Origin of the sequence: Paenibacillus sp. FSL M8-0212, assembly GCF_038004645.1 — a bacterium.
Taxonomy (GTDB): domain Bacteria; phylum Bacillota; class Bacilli; order Paenibacillales; family Paenibacillaceae; genus Paenibacillus.
Genome location: NZ_JBBORP010000001.1, coordinates 4,042,152 through 4,060,241 on the forward strand (window position 1 = coordinate 4,042,152; position 18,090 = coordinate 4,060,241).

An 18,090-nucleotide genomic window follows, 5' to 3' on the forward strand; every position below is an offset into this window, starting at 1 on the left:
CCAATGTTTGTAGATAAAGCGAAGATTTATGTAAAAGCCGGAGACGGAGGGGACGGAATTATTTCGTTCCGTCGTGAGAAGTATGTACCAAACGGCGGACCTGCCGGGGGCGATGGAGGCAGAGGAGCTGACATCATTTTCCGCGTGGATGAAGGTTTGCGTACATTGATGGATTTCCGTTACCAGCGTCACTTCAAGGCCCCGCGTGGTGAGAAGGGACGTAATAAAAGTCAGCATGGTGCAAACGCGGAGAACATGATTGTGCGCATTCCACCAGGAACTATCATCTTGGATGAAGACAGTGGAGAAGTACTGGCGGATATGACACGTCACGGTCAACAGGTTGTTATTGCACGTGGTGGACGGGGCGGACGGGGTAACATCCGATTTGCTACACCGAACAATCCTGCACCTGAACTTGCTGAGAACGGTGAAGAAGGACAAGAGCGTTACATCGTACTCGAACTGAAAGTTATGGCAGATGTTGGTCTGGTTGGTTTCCCGAGTGTTGGGAAATCCACATTGCTTTCTGTTGTTTCGTCAGCCAAGCCAAAGATCGGGGCATACCATTTCACAACCATTACACCGAATCTGGGTGTGGTCGGTGTAGGAGAAGGCCGAAGCTTTGTCATGGCCGATTTGCCTGGATTGATTGAAGGTGCGCATGAAGGAGTCGGACTGGGACATGAGTTCCTGCGTCATGTCGAGCGTACTCGCATTATTGTTCACGTTGTAGATATGTCGGGTTCGGAAGGACGCGATCCTTTTGAAGACTGGCAGAAAATCAATGACGAATTGAAGTTGTACAATCCGCTTCTCGCCGAGAGAACGCAAATTGTAGCAGCTAACAAGATGGATATGCCAGACTCTGAAGCGAACCTGGAGCAATTTTTACAGCAAGTTCGTGAGGTTCAACCTGATATTGAAGTGATGCCAATTTCATCCTTGACCCGGAAAGGGATTCAAGAACTTCTCTATCGTGCAGCTGATCTGCTGGATCAGGTTCCAGACGAGCGAGTGGTTGAAGAGGTAGCAGATGTATCTGAACGTAAAGTATACAGTCTGGACAAAAAAGAAGATGATGGTTTCAAAATTGTGCGTGAGAACGAAATGTTCGTTGTCGAAAGTGCCAAGATTGACCGCATGATGAAACGGATGCAATTGAACTCGCATGAAGCTATACTGAAACTCGCACGTACACTTCGTTATATGGGTGTGGACGCTGAGTTGCGTAAGCGCGGGGCTGTAGAAGGCACCATCGTGCGTATTGGAGACTTTGAATTCGAATTCGTGGAAGGCAGCAGTTACTATTAAGTAGCCGTCTTCCGTGGAGAGACAGATCGATATAGGAACGCAGAGAAGTGGGGAGTTGACCCGCAACTCTGCGTTTTTTTGTTTTTTCCTGACATGAGAGAGGGATAAACTTGTATACTGTGAGGAACGTATTTCAAAAAATAGGCGTGTCATGTATTGCCCTTTTGCCATAGATCCTATATAATGTCCACTATATGAATACATGAGTCTTTGAGGAGAGGACGTTCTGTGAACGAACGCTATTACTTAGTACGGGAAGATATTTTACCAGAGGCTGTGGTGAAGACCATGCAGGTAAAAGAACTACTGGCTTCTGGTGATGTTAAAACAGTGCATGAGGCGGTTGAACAGGTCGGATTAAGCCGGAGTGCCTTTTACAAGTACAAAGATGGAATTCATCTGATCAACCAGCTTGAGCGCGAGAGAATTGTAACGATCTCCATTGATCTGGAGCATCAGTCGGGTATCTTGTCACGTGTACTTGGACATGTAGCTGGTTATGGAGCTAATGTACTCACGATTAATCAGAGTATCCCGCTTCAAGGAAGAGCCAATGTTGTCATTTCGGTGGAAACGACACATCTTCATGGCGAAATCGGTGAAATGCTGGATCGAATGCAAGATATGCCTGGCGTAAGACGTACACGTATTGTAGGCCAAGGGTAATTAGGCTTTAACATACAGGACTGACGGACAAGAATAGACATTAGGGGGTAGATCGTTAGTGAAACCAGTAAAAGTCGGATTGTTGGGTCTGGGAACTGTCGGAACGGGAGTCGTTCGCATTGTGGAAGGGAATCAGGAGGATCTGAGCAGTCAGGTTGGATCGCCGATTGTCATCGAGAAGATCGCAGTGAAAAATACAGAGAAAGAACGTGTTATTGCTGTAGACCGTGCCAAGCTTACGGAAGATCCTTGGGAAGTCATTCGTCATCCGGATATTGATGTCATCGTTGAAGTCATGGGCGGTATTGATCAGACGAAGGAGTATATTCTTGAAGCGTTGGAACGTGGGAAGCATATCGTAACAGCAAACAAAGATCTCATGGCACTGCATGGTACAGAGATTTTGGCGAAGGCCCAGGAGAAGCAATGTGACGTGTTCTATGAGGCGAGTGTTGCTGGAGGGATTCCGATCATTCGTACGCTGATTGAAGGTTTCTCTTCTGACCGGATTACTCGCATTATGGGGATTGTGAACGGAACAACGAACTTTATTCTGACCAAAATGAGTCAGGAAGGTGCATCCTATGAAGAAGTACTGGCTGAAGCACAGGCTCTGGGATACGCTGAATCGGATCCAACTTCCGATGTGGAGGGACTTGACGCAGCTCGCAAAATGGCGATCTTGAGTACACTCGGTTTCCGCACCAATGTGGAGTTGAAGGATGTAACCGTTAAAGGAATATCCTCCGTAACTCGTGAAGACATTATGTATGCCAAAAGACTGGGCTATGAGATGAAGTTACTTGGTATTGCGGACCGTATTGGCGATGAGATCACGATCAGCGTTCAGCCGACAATGGTTAGACAAAATCACCCGATTGCTTCAGTCAACGGTGTATTCAACGCAGTATATGTACACGGTGAAGCTGTAGGGGAGACGATGTTCTACGGTGCAGGTGCGGGAGAACTCCCAACGGCAACTTCGGTTGTAGCTGACATTGTGGCGGTTACCAAAAACCTTAAACTTGGCGTGAACGGTCTCAAAGCCATTGTGCCTTATAAGACGAAGCGACTGCAAAGCGACGAGCAGATCGTGTCGAAAAACTTTATTTTACTACACGTAGACGATAAAGCCGGTGTATTGGCACAAATCACACAAATTTTCGCAGAGTATGATGTCAGTCTGGCGTCGGTTGTTCAACAGCCGAATGAGCACAACCCGGATGCCGAGATCATTATCGTTACTCATAATGCAAGCAAGGCAAGCATGGATAAAGTGTTAAAACATTTTGAATCACTCAGCGTCATTCGCCGCATTAAGAGTGTTTACCGGGTCGAAGGATAATTCTCCTTATCCCATACGGCATCTCAATTATTTCAGTTATAACGTTCAAGTTAATCATATCCGGTTCAACAGGTCATCATTTCAGATTATTAAAACATAAAGGAGTTTACCCACAATGAGATATCAAGGACTTTTGCAAACGTACAGAGAGCACCTTCCGGTTAATGAAAATACACCCCTGCTTACGCTTCAGGAAGGAAATACACCGTTGATTCATGCAGAGAATCTGTCTGAGGAACTTGGCTTGAATGTTTACTTCAAATACGAAGGTTTGAACCCTACGGGATCTTTCAAAGACCGCGGTATGGTTATGGCTGTTGCCAAAGCTATGGAAGAGGGCAGCCGTACGATCATGTGTGCATCCACAGGTAATACGTCAGCAGCTGCAGCAGCCTACGCCGCACGTGGTGGCCTCAATTGTATCGTGCTAATCCCGAATAACAACATTGCACTGGGTAAACTGGCCCAAGCCATGATCTATGGAGCTAAGGTGATCGCGATCAATGGTAACTTTGACCGTGCACTGGAGATTGTGCGTGAGATCACAGCCAAACATCCGATCACGCTTGTAAACTCTGTGAATCCGTTCCGGATTGAAGGACAGAAGACAGCAGCGTTTGAAGTAATTGAACAACTTGGCGAAGCGCCTGACGTTCTGGCTATTCCAGTCGGTAATGCGGGAAATATCTCGGCTTACTGGAAAGGTTTCAAGGAATATAAAGAGGCAGGTAAATCCAACACGCTTCCACGTATGGTTGGTTTCGAAGCAGAAGGTGCGATGGCCATTGTCAAAGGTGAGCCGATCCTTGAACCTGAAACGGTAGCAACAGCAATTCGAATCGGTAATCCGGCGAGCTGGAAAACGGCAGTAGCTGCAGCTGAGGAATCTGGTGGACAGATCAACTATGTAACGGATGAACAAATCCTGACAGCGTATCGCACACTTGCTTCTCGTGAAGGAATTTTTGCTGAACCTGCTTCTGCGGCTTCCCTTGCCGGTGTATACAAACTGAAGAGTGAAGGGTACTTTAAAGGCGGAGAGACTGTAGTTTGTGTACTGACAGGTAATGGCCTGAAAGATCCTAATATTGCGATCAAAACAGTAGCGACTGAGCCACTTGTTGTTGAAGATACGGAAGAAGCAGTAATGGCCGCTATTGCACAACTGGAGCAGCAATCTGTATGAGTTTGCGTGAAAAGGTAACTGTAAAAATACCTGCAAGCACAGCCAATCTCGGTCCGGGGTTTGACACCCTGGGCATGGCATTGTCTTTGTACGCCTGGTTGGAAATGAAACCTGCCGAGCAGACAACATTTCATCTTCACGGCAATCATTTGACAGGCCTGCCTACAGACAAATCGAATTTGATTTACGAAGTGGCCCAGATGGTATTCGATGAAGCCGGGGTGTCCGTACCTGAAGTGGAGATTTCCATGTATTCCGATATTCCGCTTACGCGGGGGCTCGGGAGCAGTGCATCAGCCATCGTTGGTGCATTGGCAGCAGCGAATGCATTAATTGGTGCTCCTTTATCCGATGCGAAGCTTCTGGATATGGCCACATCCCTTGAGAAGCATCCTGATAATGTGGGAGCATCTCTGTATGGCGGTATTATTACGGCTGCATGGAATGGTCAACAGGTAGATCATATACGTATTGAACCACACCAGGATTTGCAGGCTTTGGTTATTGTACCTGAATTCCAGCTGTCTACTTCAAAAGCAAGGAATGTGATTCCAGAGCAATTTGGCATGTCTGATGTGGTGCATAACATTAGCAGATCCTCACTGCTCGTTGCCGCTTTGGCGAGTGGACGACTGGATATGATTCAGAAGGCGATGTCAGATCGAATGCACCAACCATATCGGGCATCATTGGTGCCAGGCATGGCTGAGATATTGGAACATGCTGTCGATCATGGAGCGTTGGGAGCTGCCCTGAGCGGAGCTGGACCGACCGTATTGACTTTGGTAGATCGTCATGACACCCGAAAAGCGGAATTGGAACAATATTTGCTGGACACTATGGAGCGGGAGGGCATATCTGCTTCTGCACTGTGGCTCGATCCGGATTTGGACGGTGTAACCGTGCTGCCTGATCAAGACAAACGTCCTTTTCTGGACAGAATCAAAGGGGAAGTTAATGCATGAAACGAATTGCAGTATTACCTGAAGGCTCAGTCTCTCATGAGGCAATTGATTTCCTTTTCAACGGGGAACCATTAGATTTGCTTCATTCCAAGCTGATTTCGGATGTTTTTCGAGCAACGGATAGCGGAAATGCACAATACAGTGTTATTCCGATCGAGAATACCATTGAGGGTTCCGTTAGTCTTCATATGGACTGGCTTGTGAATGAAGTGGACATTCCGATGCAAGCAGAGTGGGTATACCCATCCATCCAGAATGTAATTGGACATGGCTCGGAATTTAAGACAGAGAGTGGCGAGTATGATTTTAGTAAAATCACCAAGATTATGTCTCACCCTGTGGCTATTCCGCAGTGTCAGAATTTTATTCGGCTACATTCGCCTGGGGCAAACCTTGAAGGTGTGAACAGTACAGCCGAAGCTGTTGAAATTGTGAAAAAAAATCCGGGTAAGGGATGGGTAGCCATCGGTACCAAGCTTGCTGCTCAGAAGCATGGTCTGGACATTATGGCTGAACGGGTTACAGATCATGACAACAACTACACCCGTTTTGTGCTCATCGGCCATGAACCTGTGAACATTCCACGTGAACCGGATCATGTGAAAACCAGCTTGCTGGTGACGTTGCCAGAAGATGCACCGGGTGCGTTGCATCAGGTATTGTCGGCTTTTGCATGGCGGAAGCTGAATTTGACCCGACTTGAATCTCGTCCAACGAAGAAACAATTGGGCAGTTACTATTTCTACATTGACGTTGTGGAAACGGTGGATTCGGTACTGCTCACCGCAGCCATGGGGGAGATTGAGGCATTGAATTGTCAGGTGCGCGTTCTGGGTAGCTATCCTTGTTATACATATCCTTCGAGGTAATCGACCTTTATGCTGGTTGTGATTGTTAGAAGGTTGTCATAATTCTGGGTAGAGTGAACAAGTAAGGGCTTGTCATTTTGGTGTACAATGGACGGGTTAATAAACGTTTCGGAGTACAGTGAATGGATATTTTATGGAGGTGCAGTCATCGGTGGCAGAACAATGGATCTATTTGGATGGTCAGTATGTGACCAAAGAGAACGCAACCGTTTCGGTATATGATCATGGATTTTTGTATGGAGACGGGATTTTCGAAGGTATTCGGATCTATAACGGAAATATTTTCAGATGTAAGGCCCACTTGGATCGTTTGTATGATTCGGCAAAATCCATCAGTTTGAACATCCCGCTGTCCATTGATGAGATGCTGGAAGTGATGGCTGAAACGGTGCGCCGCAATGATATGCGTAATGGTTATATTCGTCTTATTGTATCGCGTGGCCCTGGTAATCTGGGGTTGGACCCGCTTCGTTGCCCCAAGGCATCCGTAATTATCATTGTGGAGCAATTGGCTATCTATCCGGAGGAAGCGTATCTTACTGGATTGAAAGCAGTGTCTGTATCCCAACGCCGGAATATCCCGGACGCTTTGAATCCAAAAATTAAATCATTGAACTATCTGAATAACATCCTGGTTAAAATCCAGTCTAACTATTCAGGTGCTGGTGAAGCAATTATGCTGAACTCCCAAGGTTACGTAACTGAGGGTTCAAGTGATAACATCTTCATCATCAAAAATGGTGTAGTGTATACGCCGCCTTGTTATCTCGGAGCACTTGAAGGGATTACACGTCAAGCCATTATCGATCTATGTGGCGAACTGGAGCTTGAATTAAAAGAAGTGCCATTCACCCTGCATGATGTGTATATCGCAGACGAAGTCTTTTTCACCGGGACAGCTGCAGAAGTTATCGCTGCATATGAAGTCGATGGAAGAACAATTGGTACGGGAGTAGCAGGCCCGGTAACGCTGAGACTGCTGGAAGCATTTCGTCAGATTGTTGACAAAGATGGATATAAAGTGTGGGAATCTTAAGTTAGAATTGCATAGCATAGGGAACAGGAATCCTCCTTGTCCGATAAAATTCTGCATACCTGGTGTATGGGGATTTTAGAGACAGGAGGATTTTTTTTGTTTAGTTGATGTCATTAGCCCGGTTTCTGCATAGGATGTAGTAACGGTATGGGCGAATGTACTGCCCAAGTATGACGTCTAGGAGGTTAGTTCCCTGTGAAAATACACATGGTGAAAAAAGGCGACACATTATATCTGCTGTCCCAAAAATACAATGTAGCGCTGGACAAATTGATCGCGGCTAATCCGCAAATCACAAATCCCGACAAGTTGGATATCGGCATGAAGATCAAAATTCCTGCAGAACCAGTAACACCGAAGCCGGAGGGTGTGCTCCACAGTCACAAGGTGCAGCAAGGAGATTCGTTATGGAAGTTGGCACAAGCCTGGGGAGTTCCTTTAAAAGATATGATCAATGCCAATCCACAGTTGAAGAATCCGAACGCTCTGCTGGTGGGGGAGACAGTTTATATTCCATCTATGCACGCACAAGGAAACAGCACATCTAATTCGGGTGCCAGCAACATTGCTGCTCATGAAAAGTTGTCACCTGAAGGTAAGGAATACACGGGAGTCAAAGAACCGGAACCACCGGCGCCAGTTATGCCAACTCCTCCTGCTCCGGTAGCAGAGGTTCCTGTTCCGGTCCCGGTGCCTGCTCCACCACCAGCCAATACGGAGAAGCCGAATGTGAAGCCTGAACTGGAGGTACTGCCGCAGTTACCGGAGCTTCCTGAAGTGAAACCTGAAAAGGAAACGCACAAAAAAGAAGAGGTTAAACCCGAAGTTCATGTAAAACCGGTAGCAGAATCCAAGAAATACACAATGCCTAATCTTTCGCCTGAAATTATGCCTTTGCCTGTAATGCCTAATACAAAGTCTCCAACTGAGGTTGCACCAGCAACGAAAAAGCCTTGTGGTTGTGGTAATAAGTTGCATCATGCGCCAGCCGAGCACCCTTATGTTCAAATCCCGGTTCCTGTACAAGAGGTGTATGGTGCTCAGCAAGACATGTACACGGCAGGAGCGAGTAACAATGCGTCGTTTCCAGGGATTTCGGAAGTTAGTCCTTATAGTGGCACTGATCTGCCTAACAGTCCGTGGACTGGCGCAGAGCAGGGTTATAACCACAATAACGTTATGCCGAATCTGTCCGCAGACATGCAAAATAACTCATTTCCGATTGCGCCAGCTAGCGAAGTGAATAGTCCATTCCCGACGTATGTGGCGCCTAGTCATATGAATCATCAGCCGCCGTTCATATCTCCATACTCAATGCTTCCGTACCCTCCATGCGGATGTGGCTCACATACACATATGCCTCAGTATACTTATCCTTCTCATGGCTATCAGGATCCGGCTTGGAATATGTATGGTCCTTCGTACGGTATGCCGCCTGAAATGTCCACATCAACGATGCCAAACCAGCCAATAGAGTACGCTTATCAGAATCCGTACCCTACTCAGAACATGGTTCCGCCGTCCCCGCTTGGAGCATTTGGTGAAATGTATCCTCCTCAAGGGCAAGGCCAGGGTGGTAAAAAAGGGGGGCGTGAAGACGCTAACTTAAGCCAGGTAGCAATTGAAGAGGTAGGATCAGACTCGGAAGGGAAGTCCAAGCAAGCGGGGAATAAGCCGCCAGCTGCAAAACGCAGAACAAGCAAGGCTCCTCTGAAGAATAAATCCAAGGTATCCGTGTCCGGGAAAACATCCAGAGAGGGTGCGGCTACTTCCAACCAACGGAAATCCGATAAAAAGCGTCGTAATCCATGGATACAAAACTAACCTGAGGATTGCGATTGATGAATAAGTGAGGTACCTGTTATATAAGCGGGAAGCCAGCTCTGCAATAGAGAGCTGGCTTCCCGCTTACCTGAGTGAACATTGAGTTGCACACAACGGAGATATAGTTGCTCAGGAAATGATAGAAAGTATTTTATTAAGAAGTTATTGTAAACCCTTTCATAAATGTGTTAAAATATTAGTACCCTATGAGCGTAACCTAGTATGATAGGACAAGATAGGGAACGAATATAATAGCTCTAGCTAATGCAAAACTACTAACAGAAAAGAAATGAAAAAAACTGTTGCATTACATTCAGCCGTATGATATATTATTTAAGTCGCCGCTGAAACACACGGCTGACACGAGAAACGCAAGAGATAACGAAACAAGTTTGATCTTTGAAAACTGAACAACGAGTGAGTAAACATTCTGCTTGCAGAATGAACGCGAAAGTTGAGACAAGCCTTGGCTTGGATCGACTGGAGCACAAATGAGATTTTTAATCTCGTCAGATTCAAAATGAGCTTATCGCTCTTTTCAATACTTTATTGGAGAGTTTGATCCTGGCTCAGGACGAACGCTGGCGGCATGCCTAATACATGCAAGTCGAGCGGAGTTGATAGGAAGCTTGCTTCCTTGATACTTAGCGGCGGACGGGTGAGTAACACGTAGGCAACCTGCCCTCAAGTTTGGGACAACTACCGGAAACGGTAGCTAATACCGAATAATTGTTTTCTTCGCCTGAAGGAAACTGGAAAGACGGAGCAATCTGTCACTTGGGGATGGGCCTGCGGCGCATTAGCTAGTTGGTGGGGTAACGGCTCACCAAGGCGACGATGCGTAGCCGACCTGAGAGGGTGATCGGCCACACTGGGACTGAGACACGGCCCAGACTCCTACGGGAGGCAGCAGTAGGGAATCTTCCGCAATGGGCGAAAGCCTGACGGAGCAATGCCGCGTGAGTGATGAAGGTTTTCGGATCGTAAAGCTCTGTTGCCAGGGAAGAACGCTTGGGAGAGTAACTGCTCTCAAGGTGACGGTACCTGAGAAGAAAGCCCCGGCTAACTACGTGCCAGCAGCCGCGGTAATACGTAGGGGGCAAGCGTTGTCCGGAATTATTGGGCGTAAAGCGCGCGCAGGCGGTCATTTAAGTCTGGTGTTTAATCCCGGGGCTCAACCCCGGATCGCACTGGAAACTGGGTGACTTGAGTGCAGAAGAGGAGAGTGGAATTCCACGTGTAGCGGTGAAATGCGTAGATATGTGGAGGAACACCAGTGGCGAAGGCGACTCTCTGGGCTGTAACTGACGCTGAGGCGCGAAAGCGTGGGGAGCAAACAGGATTAGATACCCTGGTAGTCCACGCCGTAAACGATGAGTGCTAGGTGTTAGGGGTTTCGATACCCTTGGTGCCGAAGTTAACACATTAAGCACTCCGCCTGGGGAGTACGGTCGCAAGACTGAAACTCAAAGGAATTGACGGGGACCCGCACAAGCAGTGGAGTATGTGGTTTAATTCGAAGCAACGCGAAGAACCTTACCAGGTCTTGACATCCCTCTGATCGATGCAGAGATGTATCTTTCCTTCGGGACAGAGGAGACAGGTGGTGCATGGTTGTCGTCAGCTCGTGTCGTGAGATGTTGGGTTAAGTCCCGCAACGAGCGCAACCCTTATATTTAGTTGCCAGCATTTCGGATGGGCACTCTAGATAGACTGCCGGTGACAAACCGGAGGAAGGTGGGGATGACGTCAAATCATCATGCCCCTTATGACCTGGGCTACACACGTACTACAATGGCCGGTACAACGGGCTGCGAAATCGCGAGATGGAGCCAATCCCAACAAAGCCGGTCTCAGTTCGGATTGCAGGCTGCAACTCGCCTGCATGAAGTCGGAATTGCTAGTAATCGCGGATCAGCATGCCGCGGTGAATACGTTCCCGGGTCTTGTACACACCGCCCGTCACACCACGAGAGTTTATAACACCCGAAGTCGGTGGGGTAACCGCAAGGAGCCAGCCGCCGAAGGTGGGATAGATGATTGGGGTGAAGTCGTAACAAGGTAGCCGTATCGGAAGGTGCGGCTGGATCACCTCCTTTCTATGGAGAATCGTTTCCTGCAACGGAAACATTCAAATACAAAATCTAGCCAGGTCGGCTAGTTACTCACTCGTTGCTCAGTTTTGAGAGCTCAAACTCTCAAACAGCTTGCTTTTGCATGGAGCTTGTTCTTTGAAAACTAGATATCGAAACGAAACAAACGCGAATTAGAACATTCCTTTTTAGCTGAACTTGTGTTAAACAAGTTTCAATAAAAACGGTAGTCAAATTGCTTTTGTGATGGTATCGGGTGAGAGTGACTTTTGGCTTTGCGCAAGCAAAACAAGGGAAGCGAGCGACCGAAACCGGAACAAAATGGTTAAGCTACTAAGAGCACACGGAGGATGCCTAGGCGCTAGGAGCCGATGAAGGACGTGGCGAACAACGAAACTGCCTCGGGGAGCTGTAAGCAAGCTTTGATCCGGGGGTGTCCGAATGGGGAAACCCAGCTGGGGTAATTTCCAGTTACACCTAACTGAATACATAGGTTAGTGTGAGGCATACCAGGGGAACTGAAACATCTAAGTACCCTGAGGAAGAGAAAACAATAGTGATTCCGTCAGTAGCGGCGAGCGAACGCGGAGAAGCCCAAACCAGAGAGCTTGCTCTTTGGGGTTGTGGGACGTCTCACATGGAGTTACAAAGGAACCGGTTAAGTGAAGAGGTCTGGAAAGGCCCGCCAAAGAAGGTAAAAGCCCTGTAGTTGAAAGTTGGTTCCCTCCGAGACGGATCCCGAGTAGTGCGGGGCACGTGAAACCCCGTATGAATCCGGCAGGACCATCTGCCAAGGCTAAATACTTCCTAGCGACCGATAGTGAAGCAGTACCGTGAGGGAAAGGTGAAAAGCACCCCGGAAGGGGAGTGAAATAGAACCTGAAACCGTGTGCTTACAAAAAGTCAGAGCCCGTTTTAGGGGTGATGGCGTGCCTTTTGTAGAATGAACCGGCGAGTTACGTTCCCGTGCAAGGTTAAGGTGAAGAGCCGGAGCCGCAGCGAAAGCGAGTCTGAATAGGGCGACTTAGTACGTGGACGTAGACCCGAAACCGGGTGATCTACCCCTGTCCAGGGTGAAGGTGCGGTAACACGCACTGGAGGCCCGAACCCACGCATGTTGAAAAATGCGGGGATGAGGTGGGGGTAGCGGAGAAATTCCAATCGAACTCGGAGATAGCTGGTTCTCCCCGAAATAGCTTTAGGGCTAGCCTCGGAAAACAGAGTCGTGGAGGTAGAGCACTGATTGGGTGCGGGGCCCGCAAGGGTTACCAAGCTCAGTCAAACTCCGAATGCCATAGACTTACTTCCGGGAGTCAGACAGTGAGTGCTAAGATCCATTGTCAAAAGGGAAACAGCCCAGACCATCAGCTAAGGTCCCCAAGTGTGTGTTAAGTGGGAAAGGATGTGGAGTTGCACAGACAACCAGGATGTTGGCTTAGAAGCAGCCACCATTGAAAGAGTGCGTAATAGCTCACTGGTCGAGTGACTCTGCGCCGAAAATGTAACGGGGCTAAACACACCACCGAAGCTATGGCTTGATGCTTTGCATCAGGGGTAGGGGAGCGTTGTATAAGGGTTGAAGGTGTACCGTAAGGAGCGCTGGACATTATACAAGTGAGAATGCCGGTATGAGTAACGAAAAGATCAGTGAGAATCTGATCCGCCGAAAGCCTAAGGGTTCCTGAGGAAGGCTCGTCCGCTCAGGGTAAGTCGGGACCTAAGGCGAGGCCGAAAGGCGTAGTCGAAGGACAACAGGTCGAAATTCCTGTACCACCGTAAGCCGTTATGAGCAATGGGGGGACGCAGTAGGGTAGTGACGCGGACTGATGGATGTCCGTCTAAGCAGTAAGGCTGATGTGTAGGCAAATCCGCACATTGTAAGGCTGAGCTGTGATGGGGAGCGAAAATTATAGTAGCGAAGGTCATGATCTCACACTGCCAAGAAAAGCCTCTAGCCAGGTGATGGTGCCCGTACCGCAAACCGACACAGGTAGGCGAGAAGAGTATTCTAAGGCGCGCGGAAGAACTCTCGTTAAGGAACTCGGCAAAATGACCCCGTAACTTCGGGAGAAGGGGTGCCCCGGTAGTGTGAATAGCACGAGGGGGCCGCAGTGAAAAGGCCCAAGCGACTGTTTAGCAAAAACACAGGTCTGTGCGAAGCCGTAAGGCGAAGTATACGGGCTGACGCCTGCCCGGTGCTGGAAGGTTAAGGGGAGTGGTTAGGAGCAATCCGAAGCTGTGAACCGAAGCCCCAGTAAACGGCGGCCGTAACTATAACGGTCCTAAGGTAGCGAAATTCCTTGTCAGGTAAATTCTGACCCGCACGAATGGCGTAACGACTTGGGCGCTGTCTCAACGAGAGATCCGGTGAAATTTTAATACCTGTGAAGATGCAGGTTACCCGCGACAAGACGGAAAGACCCCATGGAGCTTTACTGCAGCTTGATATTGAATTTGGGTACGATCTGTACAGGATAGGTGGGAGCCTTTGAAACGTGAGCGCCAGCTTGCGTGGAGGCAACGTTGGGATACCACCCTGATCGTATCTAGGTTCTAACCTGGTACCGTAATCCGGTGCGGGGACAGTGTCAGGTGGGCAGTTTGACTGGGGCGGTCGCCTCCTAAAGAGTAACGGAGGCGCCCAAAGGTTCCCTCAGAATGGTTGGAAATCATTCGAAGAGTGCAAAGGCATAAGGGAGCTTGACTGCGAGACCTACAAGTCGAGCAGGGACGAAAGTCGGGCTTAGTGATCCGGTGGTACCGCATGGAAGGGCCATCGCTCAACGGATAAAAGCTACCCTGGGGATAACAGGCTTATCTCCCCCAAGAGTCCACATCGACGGGGAGGTTTGGCACCTCGATGTCGGCTCATCGCATCCTGGGGCTGAAGTAGGTCCCAAGGGTTGGGCTGTTCGCCCATTAAAGCGGTACGCGAGCTGGGTTCAGAACGTCGTGAGACAGTTCGGTCCCTATCTGTCGTGGGCGTAGGAAATTTGAGAGGAGCTGTCCTTAGTACGAGAGGACCGGGATGGACGTACCGCTGGTGTACCAGTTGTTCCGCCAGGAGCACCGCTGGGTAGCTATGTACGGACGGGATAAACGCTGAAAGCATCTAAGCGTGAAGCCCCCCTCAAGATGAGATTTCCCAGTATGTAAGACCCCTTGAAGACGACGAGGTAGATAGGCTGGGGGTGGAAGTGCAGCAATGCATGGAGCTGACCAGTACTAATCGGTCGAGGGCTTATCCAATTAGCAAGTTGTAATTCGCATGTTTCGTTTCGAATCTAGTTTTCAGAGAACGATCTCTGAAATGTAAGCTACGCGTTTGGTGGCGATGGCGGAGGGGTTCCACACGTACCCATCCCGAACACGACCGTTAAGCCCTCTAGCGCCGATGGTACTTGGACCGCAGGGTCCTGGGAGAGTAGGACGCCGCCAAGCGAACTCTTTCATCATACATAGAAAACAGGCTCTGCATGTGGACGTTGTACGATGAATTGCATTTGCCCTGCAAATGCATATTATTCCCTGATAGCTCAGTTGGTAGAGCACTCGACTGTTAATCGAGTTGTCACAGGTTCGAGCCCTGTTCGGGGAGCCAGTAAGGCCCGTTGGTCAAGGGGTTAAGACACCTCCCTTTCACGGAGGTAACAGGGGTTCGAATCCCCTACGGGTCATAGCTATATTTATAGCTTCAACAAAGGATGAGAATCCCAAAGGTTCGTCGGAGGATATACCTCGTTAGCAACTGCTTCGCAGTCTCGAACGAAGTGAGAGTATCCCCTACGGGTCATATAGATGGAGGCTTAGCTCAGCTGGGAGAGCATCTGCCTTACAAGCAGAGGGTCGGGGGTTCGATCCCCTCAGCCTCCACCATATAAACTTTATAACGACGCGGGGTGGAGCAGCCCGGTAGCTCGTCGGGCTCATAACCCGAAGGCCGCAGGTTCAAATCCTGCCCCCGCAATTATACTTTCCTTTGAGAAAGTGATCTGGAACCGTGGTGTAGTTGGCCTAACATGCCTGCCTGTCACGCAGGAGATCGCGGGTTCGAATCCCGTCGGTTCCGCCATTTTTATATTAATTAATACCGTATGCGGAAGTGGCTCAGCGGTAGAGCATCGCCTTGCCAAGGCGAGGGTCGCGGGTTCGATTCCCGTCTTCCGCTCCATTATTTGCGCCCTTAGCTCAGCTGGATAGAGCGTTTGACTACGAATCAAAAGGCCGGGAGTTCGAATCTCTCAGGGCGCGCCATTATAACTTCAAATTTGCCGGCGTGGCGGAATGGCAGACGCGCTCGACTCAAAATCGAGTGGGAAACCGTGGAGGTTCGAGTCCTCTCGCCGGTATATATAACGGGATGTAGCTCAGCTTGGTAGAGCACCTGGTTTGGGACCAGGGGGTCGCATGTTCAAATCGTGTCATCCCGATCTCTAAAAAGCACTATCTAATTATAGATAGTGCTTTTTTATATTTATCTATATAAGATTCTATAAATGCAGGTTCCGGTATTCACTATGACAAGTTCTCTAACCTAACACATGCGTGTTCCTTCTTCAGACGATAAGCTAGTTGTGCATAAAGCCTCAATCTTTAGGTCACAATAGGTTTAAAAAGTGATAGAAGGGGTTCATGTGAACACGTTTAACTTCAGAAAACAATTCAAGAGACGCTGGAGACGGTGGAAACGAACAGTATGGATGACGGCGGCTCTGCTTGCAGTTACGATATTGGCTTACAGCGGGTTGTCTATCTCATCGGCGATAGAGCGTTTGCTGACAACTAATTTTAGTGAGGCAACGAGTGTGATGGGCCCTGTTACGCAGGAAACAAGATCTGAACAGGAGATTCAGGCGTTAGTAGAGCAACTTGATTCTGATCTGGATCATTTAACAAGTGTGGTTTTGGAAACACAGTACATCTGCGGAGTGGAGACAGAGCAGTTAGGCAAGATGGCTAGACCGCAGTTGAAGATGCTTCTGGCTCAACATCCGGAATGGGATGCTACCGTTGGAACATCAGATGAGTTACATTTGAAGCAACGTGTAGATGACCTTTCACCGCTTTGTAAACAGCAGGCTTATATCAGCATAGATGCTGTAGGGAACCTTAATTTGTACGAGGGTAAGCCTGGAGAAGAGAAGGTTATTCGTACGTTCTTTCAATTGGATGTTGGGACGTTGGAAAGTTCTTTGCCTGAAGGGGTGTTGGAGCAATTGCAACAGGGTATTCGGATTCAGGACAAGGATGAATATGATAGCGTGATCTCTACGTTCAGTGACTATGCCGTGGATGAAGACCATCATTTAATCCGCAATGGCGGTTAATCCAAACGTCCTCACCTACAGTATTAAGATTGTGAAGTACTGAAACGATGGTGGCAATAGCAATAACATTGGTGGTTTACGTAACCAAGCGATAGAATCTAAAATACGTGGAATGTGGTGAAGGACATCGAAGAGATGTCCTTTTTGTCGTTTGAATTGAAATACATGAAAATACGAATAAACATGTAAAAAATCCACGAATAAAGACGAGTAATCAGTTAGACAAAGTTTTTCCTGCCGCAGGGTCTATCTTTTGTTATAATGAAATGAACGATACATATGTTCGCTTTTGTGAGGGAGAGATGGTTTTGCGTTTTTTGGGAATTGACCCGGGGATTGCGATTGTTGGTTTTGGTTTTGTGGATAAAATCGGCAGTAAGGTAGTACCCGTACAATATGGATGTATTCAGACGGAAGCTCATACCCCTGAAGAGGAACGGTTGCTTCACGTATATGAAGGTATGGTGCAATTGATTGATAAATACAAACCGGACGCAGTAGCGCTGGAGAAGCTTTTTTTCAATCGGAACGTTACAACAGCGATGTCTGTCAGTCAGGCTAGAGGGGTCATGGTACTCGCTGCCGCACAGAAGGGTTTGCCTATTGCAGAATATACGCCAATGCAGATCAAGCAGGCCGTTGTGGGGTACGGTAAAGCGGAGAAGAAGCAAGTACAGGAGATGGTCAAAATGTTCTTGCGTCTTCAGGTCGTTCCTAAGCCGGATGACGTAGCGGATGCATTGGCTGTAGCCGTGTGCCACGCACACTCTTATACATTAAATTCCAAGTTGAATGAGGTATTGCGAAAATGATTGATTTTCTAAGAGGACAGTTCATTCATGTAGAGAATGATTATATTGTGCTGGATGTTCATGGTGTAGGGTATCGCGTATTCTGTCCAAATCCATTTGCGTTTGCGAAGCAAGAAGGCGAAATTACCGTGTACACTCACCATCATGTGCGTGAGGATGCGATGTTGCTGTTTGGATTTGTTACACGGGATGAGCAACGGTTGTTCCGTAAACTGATTGAAGTATCCGGTATTGGTCCAAAAGTAGCACTGGGCATACTCGCTGGAGGTACACCAGAACATGTGGTTACGGCGATTTATCAGGAGAATCTTACGTTTTTGACCAAATTGCCAGGTATCGGCAAGAAGACTGCACAACGCATGATCCTGGATCTCAAGGATAAGCTGGATAGTTTTGGCGCGGCAGCGTATGCAACGGGTTTGTTCGCTCCTCCATCGGAAGAGTCGGGAAGTGGTTCAGCTTGGGATGAGGCACGTGAAGGTCTCAAGGCACTTGGGTATACTGACAGTGAGCTTGATAAAGTATGGCTCAAAATGAAAAAGGATGTTACTACAGCGGATTCCGTTGATGTGTTAATGAAAAAGGCGCTGCAAATGCTGTTTACGGGATAATACAATTTGCATATTATAATATAGCTGTAGCCTGCAAAAAAA

General features: G+C 48.2%; 11 protein-coding genes, 9 tRNA genes and 3 rRNA genes. All 23 read left to right on the forward strand.

The annotated features are described in order from the left end of the window. The first annotated feature begins 3 nt into the window (after window positions 1-3). Window positions 4-1,314, forward strand: a complete 1,311-nt coding sequence (gene obgE, locus MKX68_RS17840) for a GTPase ObgE (RefSeq protein ID WP_076216952.1) — start codon at window positions 4-6, stop codon at window positions 1,312-1,314. A 228-nt stretch (window positions 1,315-1,542) separates the two neighbouring features. Then, a complete protein-coding gene (locus tag MKX68_RS17845) occupies window positions 1,543-1,980 on the forward strand; it encodes an ACT domain-containing protein (protein ID WP_017692625.1) in 438 nt (145 codons plus the stop codon). Window positions 1,981-2,038: 58 nt separating this feature from the next. Further along, the gene (locus MKX68_RS17850) at window positions 2,039-3,325 is read left to right on the forward strand and encodes a homoserine dehydrogenase (protein WP_133387123.1); all 1,287 of its coding nucleotides are present in this window, start codon (window positions 2,039-2,041) and stop codon (window positions 3,323-3,325) included. Between the two features lie 115 nt (window positions 3,326-3,440). Further along, window positions 3,441-4,511 carry a threonine synthase gene (gene thrC, locus MKX68_RS17855; RefSeq protein ID WP_036605915.1) on the forward strand — a complete coding sequence of 357 codons (1,071 nt, stop codon included), beginning with the start codon at window positions 3,441-3,443 and terminating at the stop codon, window positions 4,509-4,511. Next, window positions 4,508-5,476 (forward strand): homoserine kinase, encoded by a 969-nt coding sequence (gene thrB, locus MKX68_RS17860; protein WP_340913364.1) that lies wholly within the window; start codon window positions 4,508-4,510, stop codon window positions 5,474-5,476. The genes thrC and thrB overlap by 4 nt, the downstream gene beginning before the upstream one ends. Further along, the gene (pheA, locus tag MKX68_RS17865) at window positions 5,473-6,345 is read left to right on the forward strand and encodes a prephenate dehydratase (RefSeq protein ID WP_340913368.1); all 873 of its coding nucleotides are present in this window, start codon (window positions 5,473-5,475) and stop codon (window positions 6,343-6,345) included. The genes thrB and pheA overlap by 4 nt, the downstream gene beginning before the upstream one ends. A 151-nt stretch (window positions 6,346-6,496) precedes the next feature. Beyond that, window positions 6,497-7,381, forward strand: coding sequence for a branched-chain-amino-acid transaminase (ilvE, locus tag MKX68_RS17870; protein ID WP_017692630.1), 885 nt, complete (start codon window positions 6,497-6,499; stop codon window positions 7,379-7,381). Window positions 7,382-7,576: 195 nt separating this feature from the next. Beyond that, a complete protein-coding gene (locus MKX68_RS17875) occupies window positions 7,577-9,205 on the forward strand; it encodes a LysM peptidoglycan-binding domain-containing protein (protein ID WP_340913370.1) in 1,629 nt (542 codons plus the stop codon). Between the two features lie 546 nt (window positions 9,206-9,751). Next, a 16S ribosomal RNA gene (locus MKX68_RS17880) occupies window positions 9,752-11,304 on the forward strand. A 317-nt stretch (window positions 11,305-11,621) separates the two neighbouring features. After that, window positions 11,622-14,547 (forward strand): 23S ribosomal RNA (locus MKX68_RS17885). Between the two features lie 75 nt (window positions 14,548-14,622). Then, a 5S ribosomal RNA gene (gene rrf, locus MKX68_RS17890) occupies window positions 14,623-14,739 on the forward strand. Together the 16S, 23S and 5S rRNA genes with 9 tRNA genes alongside form the textbook arrangement of a ribosomal RNA operon. An 84-nt stretch (window positions 14,740-14,823) precedes the next feature. After that, window positions 14,824-14,899, forward strand: a tRNA-Asn gene (locus tag MKX68_RS17895). A 4-nt stretch (window positions 14,900-14,903) separates the two neighbouring features. Further along, window positions 14,904-14,975, forward strand: a tRNA-Glu gene (locus MKX68_RS17900). A 123-nt stretch (window positions 14,976-15,098) separates the two neighbouring features. Beyond that, window positions 15,099-15,174: transfer RNA gene (locus MKX68_RS17905), tRNA-Val, on the forward strand. Window positions 15,175-15,191: 17 nt separating this feature from the next. Next, window positions 15,192-15,265, forward strand: a tRNA-Met gene (locus MKX68_RS17910). A 27-nt stretch (window positions 15,266-15,292) separates the two neighbouring features. Beyond that, window positions 15,293-15,370 (forward strand) — tRNA-Asp (locus MKX68_RS17915). Window positions 15,371-15,394: 24 nt separating this feature from the next. Then, window positions 15,395-15,469, forward strand: a tRNA-Gly gene (locus MKX68_RS17920). Between the two features lie 6 nt (window positions 15,470-15,475). Next, a tRNA-Arg gene (locus MKX68_RS17925) sits at window positions 15,476-15,552 on the forward strand. A 16-nt stretch (window positions 15,553-15,568) separates the two neighbouring features. Continuing rightward, window positions 15,569-15,647: transfer RNA gene (locus MKX68_RS17930), tRNA-Leu, on the forward strand. 7 nt (window positions 15,648-15,654) lie between these two features. Further along, window positions 15,655-15,728, forward strand: a tRNA-Pro gene (locus MKX68_RS17935). A 204-nt stretch (window positions 15,729-15,932) separates the two neighbouring features. Then, window positions 15,933-16,625 (forward strand): BofC C-terminal domain-containing protein, encoded by a 693-nt coding sequence (locus tag MKX68_RS17940; protein ID WP_340913373.1) that lies wholly within the window; start codon window positions 15,933-15,935, stop codon window positions 16,623-16,625. Between the two features lie 308 nt (window positions 16,626-16,933). Then, a complete protein-coding gene (gene ruvC, locus MKX68_RS17945) occupies window positions 16,934-17,437 on the forward strand; it encodes a crossover junction endodeoxyribonuclease RuvC (protein WP_017686765.1) in 504 nt (167 codons plus the stop codon). Then, window positions 17,434-18,048, forward strand: coding sequence for a Holliday junction branch migration protein RuvA (gene ruvA / locus MKX68_RS17950; RefSeq protein ID WP_062835901.1), 615 nt, complete (start codon window positions 17,434-17,436; stop codon window positions 18,046-18,048). Before ruvC ends, ruvA begins: the two co-directional genes overlap by 4 nt. Window positions 18,049-18,090: the final 42 nt, after the last annotated feature.